Origin of the sequence: Chamaesiphon sp. (genome assembly GCF_041738855.1) — a bacterium.
Lineage (GTDB): Bacteria > Cyanobacteriota > Cyanobacteriia > Cyanobacteriales > Chamaesiphonaceae > Chamaesiphon.
The window spans coordinates 34,549-40,944 of record NZ_JBGSPA010000167.1 but is presented as its reverse complement, the minus strand read 5'-3'; the positions used below and the strand labels follow the sequence as shown (position 1 = coordinate 40,944).

Below are 6,396 nucleotides of genomic sequence, written 5' to 3'. Positions count from 1 at the left end.
AGCATTGGTTCTGGCAAGACGATATGTTGGTAACGACGTTTTGATGACAACGACCGTTTTACTGAGGAGCGGAATGATGGGAAACTATCACGTTCCGTTTTGGAGAGCAGTGGAGGGGGCGACTCCTTCACTGACTTTAATTTAAAAGCAGCAAATAAACTGGCCCTGTCACAAATAACATAGTAAGGATTCTCCATCCATCTCCTGTGAATACAATAACCGCAAAGCTGATTATGATATAAATGACTGTAAATATCCAAAACTTAATCGATGATATTTTTTTAGAAGATCCAAGCATCTGCAAATGTCCTGTCGTATGAGTTTTATTTTATCAAATTCTGTTTGTATACTAGCTTTATCAATTGATAAATCTTTGCCAGCCATAGCCCAAACAACCCATGCCTGAAGGCCCAGAAATTAAATTAGCCGCTGATAAGATCGCTAAAGATATTGTCGATCGATCCCTGACCGAAGTCTCCTTTGCTTTCGATCGTCTAAAACCCTTTGAAGCCGAACTCACCGCCGCCCGGATTGTCTCAGTCACCCCCAAGGGCAAAGCCCTACTAACCCGCTTCAGCAACCAACTCACCATTTACAGTCACAATCAACTCTATGGCGTTTGGTACAGTCGGTGCGCCTACGATTATCCAACCACCAATCGACAGCTTAGGTTAGCCATTCATACCGAAAAGCGATCGGCATTACTCTACAGTGCCTCAGATATTGACGTATTAGACGACGACCAAATCGCCGTCCATCCTTTCTTACAAAAACTCGGCCCCGATGTTTTAGAAGCTACCACAACAGTAGAAATGGTACTCGATCGGCTCCAAAGCAAAACCTTTCATCGCAAAGGATTTCCCGCGCTGCTGCTAAATCAGCATTTTTTGGGCGGATTGGGTAACTATTTACGCAGCGAAGTTTTATTTGTAGCTGGAATTCATCCTACTTTAAGACCAGTGGATTGTTCGATCGACCAACTCCAGAAACTAGCCGCTGCCCTCCTCGAACTGCCACGCCAATCTTACGCCACCAAGGGCATTACCAATAGTTTAGCGATCGTCAAACAACTCAAACAACGCGGTCAAACCCGCCGTCAATACCGCCACTGGGTCTTCGGTCGCCAAGATTGCCTCTGTCACCTCTGCCACACCGAAATTCTCAAAGATACCCTCGGCGGGCGACGAGTTTATTTTTGCCCAAGCTGTCAAGCTAAATAGTGGATTGTGGTTCCATCGATCGCTTCGAGTCAATTGTGTTATGTTAAGCCGCTAGTCTCACATTATGGAAATGGAAGCACAGCAAAAATTAATTAACGACTTTCTAGAACGAGAAATTTTCGATGTAATTGAGGAAGAAGTAGAAACCTTCCTCGGTCAGTTTCCTGATGACTTAGTGGCGAGTACTCTAGTCGAGCATCTTCAGACGTTAGCGAAGGTTGATGATTATTACACAGAGCAATCGTGGAAATTAGGTCGGTGTTTTGGCGATATAGAGCGGAGATATCCAGTTGAGATTGGCGTTTACTTACTATTCCGTCAAGGAAACCCGATTGAGAAATCAGTAGCTGCGAATTTCCTAGAAGGATTCTGGAATCAAATGTATGCTGATTGGGAAATTTTATTCAAATTGTCTGAAGATATTCTCATTGGCATCAGAAACTTCTCTTCTTCGAGCCTTTCAACCTACCCTGCCGTAGCTATAAATGCATTCATCACTGGCTATGCAAGCAATCAATCCCATTCTCTCAGCCACGAAAGCTATGAGATTACCTTGAAAGATGCAATAACGTTGATGCTGCAATTTACATTCCAATACTTTCCAACTTCCCATCACCTTAATTTATTACAGCAAATGGCTATAAAAGCAGGTTGATAACCAAGCCAGTCCGTAGTCCGTAGGTTGGGTAGAAGAATGAAACCCAACATCCACAAACATTGATAGCTGAATATTTTAATATCAGGATTTTAATCGTCAGGTATTTCGATCGAGTAAACTGAGAATATTAGTTTGGCTAAATAACGTATGACCATTACGGTAGAACAACCAATCCAGCAAAAGCCCCTGAGTTTTGATGAATTTCTCGATCGATATGGTGGAGATGATCGTTACGAACTAATCGATGGAGAGGTATTCGACTTGGAACCAACAGGAGCGCACGAAGAGGTTGCCGCTTTCATTACGACCAAAATTTGCGTCCAGATCGATGCAGCAAGCTTACCTTGGTTCGTCCTTCAGCGGGGAATATTACGCCCTGACAATATTGGCATGACGGCATTTAGACCGGATGTGGCAGTAATCGACCGCGATCGATTGACGCAAGAAATATACTGGTCTGAGCAATCTATTCTGACCTTAGGTAGTTCGATTAAATTTGTAGCCGAAGTGGTAAGTGGTAATTGGCAAAATGACTACTCCCGTAAAGTCGAAGACTATGCGGTTTTGGGTATCCCCGAATATTGGATTGCCGACTACGCTGGATTAGGTGGTACTCGACATATTGGTAAACCGAAACAACCTACTCTGTCTATCTGTACACTGGTGAATGGAGAGTATGAAATTCAGCAGCTTCGGGGAAATGAATCGATCGTCTCTCCAACCTTTCCAGACTTAAAACTGACAGCCGAACAAGTGTTGAAAGCAGGGCGATAAAAGCATGACAGTAGAAAATATTTTGATGGAAGCAGTGCAGAACGCTCAAGAACGCATGGCCGAAATCGAGCTTGGCACAGTCCAAACAATTCCTAAAGATGTTGCGTTGGCATATATACGGCAACTCTTCAAGAAGTGAAATATGAATTTCACCCTGCCGTGTAACGATCGCCCTTTAACTTTTTTGATTGACAGGCGCAAACAAATAGTCATAGAATGGTAATTTGTCAACAGTTTGGAACCGCTAGGTGACTGTCAAAATTTTCTAAACCATGCCAACCATCCAACAGCTCATTCGCAAAGCCCGCGAAGACTACAAAGTCAAAACTAAATCACCCGCGCTCAAGGAATGTCCTCAGCGTCGTGGTGTTTGTACTCGCGTTTACACAACCACACCGAAGAAACCAAACTCAGCTCTACGTAAAGTAGCGCGGGTACGACTCACTTCTGGGTTTGAAGTCACTGCCTACATTCCTGGTATCGGTCACAACCTCCAGGAACACTCTGTGGTGATGATTCGTGGCGGCCGGGTCAAAGATTTACCTGGGGTCAGATATCACATCATTCGCGGTACGCTAGATACCGCTGGGGTGAAGGATCGCAAGCAAGGTCGTTCCAAATATGGAACCAAGCGACCCAAGGCTACTAAGTAAGTTTCATGATTTAGATAGCGATCGCTCGATATTTCACGAGTGCGTTACTTATATTTATCGAGCCGAGCGGTCGATCGCATCCAGCTAAACTGCAAACATCCCCATGCTGAGGGTTTTGTTATGTCTGTACTTGACGTAGTGCCACTGATGGACACTCGCGCCAACTATAGATAATTGCTGAAGTAGAGATAAATTGGTAGTTTCCGGTTTCGTTGCAAATGGCAAATAGACCATCGTTAGATGTTCTCAAACCATCACTGAAGATTCCTAGATTAATCCTCAATGCAAATTAAGTAAGTGACCGAAGGCGAGCTACCGATGCTCTCATCCAGAGGTTGTAACAACGTCAGTACCTAAACTAATCACCAATTCAATTTTCGTATGTCTCGTAGAACCAAAGTAGTCAAACGCCCAGTGCCACCAGATGCGGTTTATAATAGCCGTCTGGTGAATATGATGGTGCGCCGCATTATGTATAGCGGTAAAAAATCAGTCGCCTATCGGATCATCTACGAAGCGATGAAAACGATCGAAGAGCGCACTGGTAACGATCCGCTCGAAACCTTTGAAAAAGCAGTTAAAAATGCGACTCCCTTAGTGGAAGTCAAAGGTAGAAGAGTCGGTGGTGCTACCTATCAAGTACCGATGGAAGTCAAAGCCGAGCGCGGTACCGCCCTAGCCATGCGCTGGTTGATCAACTACTCGCGATCGCGTGCAGGCAAATCAATGGCAGGCAAACTGGCTAACGAGCTAATGGATGCAGCTAATGAGACTGGTAGTGCAATTCGCAAACGCGAGGAAACTCACCGGATGGCAGAAGCCAACAAAGCTTTCGCTCATTACCGCTACTAGAATACTTAGTACGGTTTTCACGCACTTTGGGGACAATTCAATCGACCGAATCGTCCCAAAAAAGTATACAATCTTAATGAAGATTAACTAATTTTTTATCGGCCCGACCACTAAAGGAGGTTATTGTGCCACGTACCGTCCCGTTTGAGAGAGTACGCAACATCGGGATTGCAGCCCACATTGATGCGGGTAAGACAACTACTACCGAGAGAATTCTATATTATTCTGGTGTTGTCCATAAGATCGGCGAAGTTCACGAAGGAACTGCCACCACCGACTGGATGGTGCAAGAACAAGAGCGTGGCATCACCATCACCGCAGCCGCAATCAGTACGACTTGGAAAGATCATAAAATCAATATCATCGACACTCCCGGACACGTAGATTTTACGATCGAAGTCGAGCGTTCCATGCGGGTACTCGATGGTGTCATCGCTGTATTTTGTTCCGTTGGTGGTGTTCAGCCTCAATCGGAGACGGTATGGCGACAAGCCGATCGCTACAAGGTGCCTCGGATCGTCTTTGTGAATAAGATGGATCGGACTGGTGCAAACTTCTTCAAAGTTTACGAGCAAATTCTCGATCGGATGCGTGTCAACGCAGTACCTATCCAGATTCCGATCGGTGCTGAAGGCGACTTTGCTGGCACGATTGACCTTGTGACCATGCGCGCATTTTACGCGCTCGATGACATGGGGAAAGATGTCGAAGAACGGGATATTCCCGCCGATCTCCAAGCCAAAGCCGACGAATTTCGCTTGAAATTATTGGAATCTGTAGCCGATACCTCAGATGAATTGACTGAGAAATATCTTGAAGGTCAAGAAATCTCTCAAGCTGAGATCAAAGCCGCAATCCGTAAAGGCACAATCGATGGCTCGATCGTCCCCATGTTCTGTGGCTCTGCATTTAAAAATAAAGGGGTACAGTCACTCCTAGATGCCGTCATCGACTATCTCCCCTGTCCGACAGAAGTACCTGCGATCAAAGGTAAATCAGTCGATGATGAGACAGTAGAAGTCGAACGCCACGCTGATGACAACGAACCGTTCTCAGCATTGGCATTCAAGATCATGGCGGACAAGTATGGTCGGTTGACCTTCATCCGTGTCTACTCTGGAGTAGTCAAAACTGGTACCTACGTCCTGAACCCAACCAAGGGTAAGCGCGAACGGATCTCCCGCTTGATTATCCTCAAAGCAGACGATCGTCAAGAAGTAGACGAACTGCGTGCGGGTGACTTGGGTGCGGTACTCGGACTCAAAGACACCTTTACAGGTGATACTTTGTGCGATGAAGAAAATCCAGTAATCCTGGAGTCACTATTCATCCCAGAACCAGTGATTTCACTGGCGGTGGAACCAAAGACCAAACAGGACATGGAGAAGCTCTCCAAGGCTCTGATCTCCCTATCTCAGGAAGATCCGACCTTCCGCGTTCACACCGATCCTGAAACCAACCAAACCGTAATTGCGGGGATGGGCGAACTTCACCTAGAGATTCTAGTCGATCGGATGTTGCGGGAATTTGGAGTTGAAGCAAATATCGGCGCGCCACAGGTGGCTTATCGCGAAACCATTCGCAAGAGTGTCAAGCAAGAAGGTAAGTACATCAAACAGAGTGGTGGTAACGGTAACTACGGTCACGTCGTGATCGAGATTACGCCAACCGAACCAGGCACAGGTTTGGAGTTTGTCTCGAAAATCGTCGGTGGTTCGGTACCAAAACAGTACATCAACCCGATCGAGCAAGGTGTCAAAGAAACCTGCGAGTCTGGGATTTTGGCTGGGTATCCAGTGATCGACCTCAAGGTCACCCTGATTGATGGTTCGTACCATGAAGTTGACTCCAATGAAATGGCTTTCAAGATTGCGGCATCGATCGCGACCAAAGAAGCCGTCATGAAAGCCCAACCAACATTGCTCGAACCAGTAATGAAGGTCGAGGTTGAAGTTCCCGACAACTTCTTGGGTAACGTCATCGGCGATCTCAACTCACGTCGCGGTCAGATCGAAGGTCAAGAAGCAGCGGCGAATATCTCCAAAGTTGCCGCCAAGGTACCGTTGGGTGAAATGTTTGGTTATGCAACCAACATTCGCTCCAATACCCAAGGTCGGGGGATCTTCTCGATGGAATTTAGCCATTACGACGAAGTTCCGCGCAACGTTGCTGAAGCGATCGTCACCAAGAACAAAGGGAAGTAAATCGCTCATCAGTCGAGCGTAGAGAGTCGCAAGCC

Annotated in this window: 7 protein-coding genes; all 7 read left to right on the top strand. The window is 46.1% G+C overall.

Translation table 11 applies throughout. The features are described from left to right. Window positions 1-398: 398 nt before the first annotated feature. A complete protein-coding gene (gene nei, locus ACEW9I_RS17380) occupies window positions 399-1,220 on the top strand; it encodes an endonuclease VIII (protein WP_373541587.1) in 822 nt (273 codons plus the stop codon). A 70-nt stretch (window positions 1,221-1,290) separates the two neighbouring features. Further along, the gene (locus tag ACEW9I_RS17375) at window positions 1,291-1,875 is read left to right on the top strand and encodes a hypothetical protein (RefSeq protein WP_373541586.1); all 585 of its coding nucleotides are present in this window, start codon (window positions 1,291-1,293) and stop codon (window positions 1,873-1,875) included. Between the two features lie 150 nt (window positions 1,876-2,025). Next, complete coding sequence (locus tag ACEW9I_RS17370) at window positions 2,026-2,652, top strand: Uma2 family endonuclease (protein ID WP_373541585.1); 627 nt, start codon at window positions 2,026-2,028, stop codon at window positions 2,650-2,652. Between the two features lie 4 nt (window positions 2,653-2,656). Further along, the gene (locus ACEW9I_RS17365; RefSeq protein ID WP_373541584.1) at window positions 2,657-2,791 is read left to right on the top strand and encodes a hypothetical protein; all 135 of its coding nucleotides are present in this window, start codon (window positions 2,657-2,659) and stop codon (window positions 2,789-2,791) included. A gap of 133 nt (window positions 2,792-2,924) precedes the next feature. Further along, window positions 2,925-3,305, top strand: a complete 381-nt coding sequence (gene rpsL / locus ACEW9I_RS17360) for a 30S ribosomal protein S12 (protein ID WP_373541583.1) — start codon at window positions 2,925-2,927, stop codon at window positions 3,303-3,305. Between the two features lie 381 nt (window positions 3,306-3,686). Continuing rightward, window positions 3,687-4,157 carry a 30S ribosomal protein S7 gene (rpsG, locus tag ACEW9I_RS17355; RefSeq protein WP_295620855.1) on the top strand — a complete coding sequence of 157 codons (471 nt, stop codon included), beginning with the start codon at window positions 3,687-3,689 and terminating at the stop codon, window positions 4,155-4,157. Window positions 4,158-4,282: 125 nt separating this feature from the next. Then, the gene (gene fusA, locus ACEW9I_RS17350) at window positions 4,283-6,361 is read left to right on the top strand and encodes an elongation factor G (protein WP_373541582.1); all 2,079 of its coding nucleotides are present in this window, start codon (window positions 4,283-4,285) and stop codon (window positions 6,359-6,361) included. The last annotated feature ends 35 nt before the right edge of the window (window positions 6,362-6,396 follow it).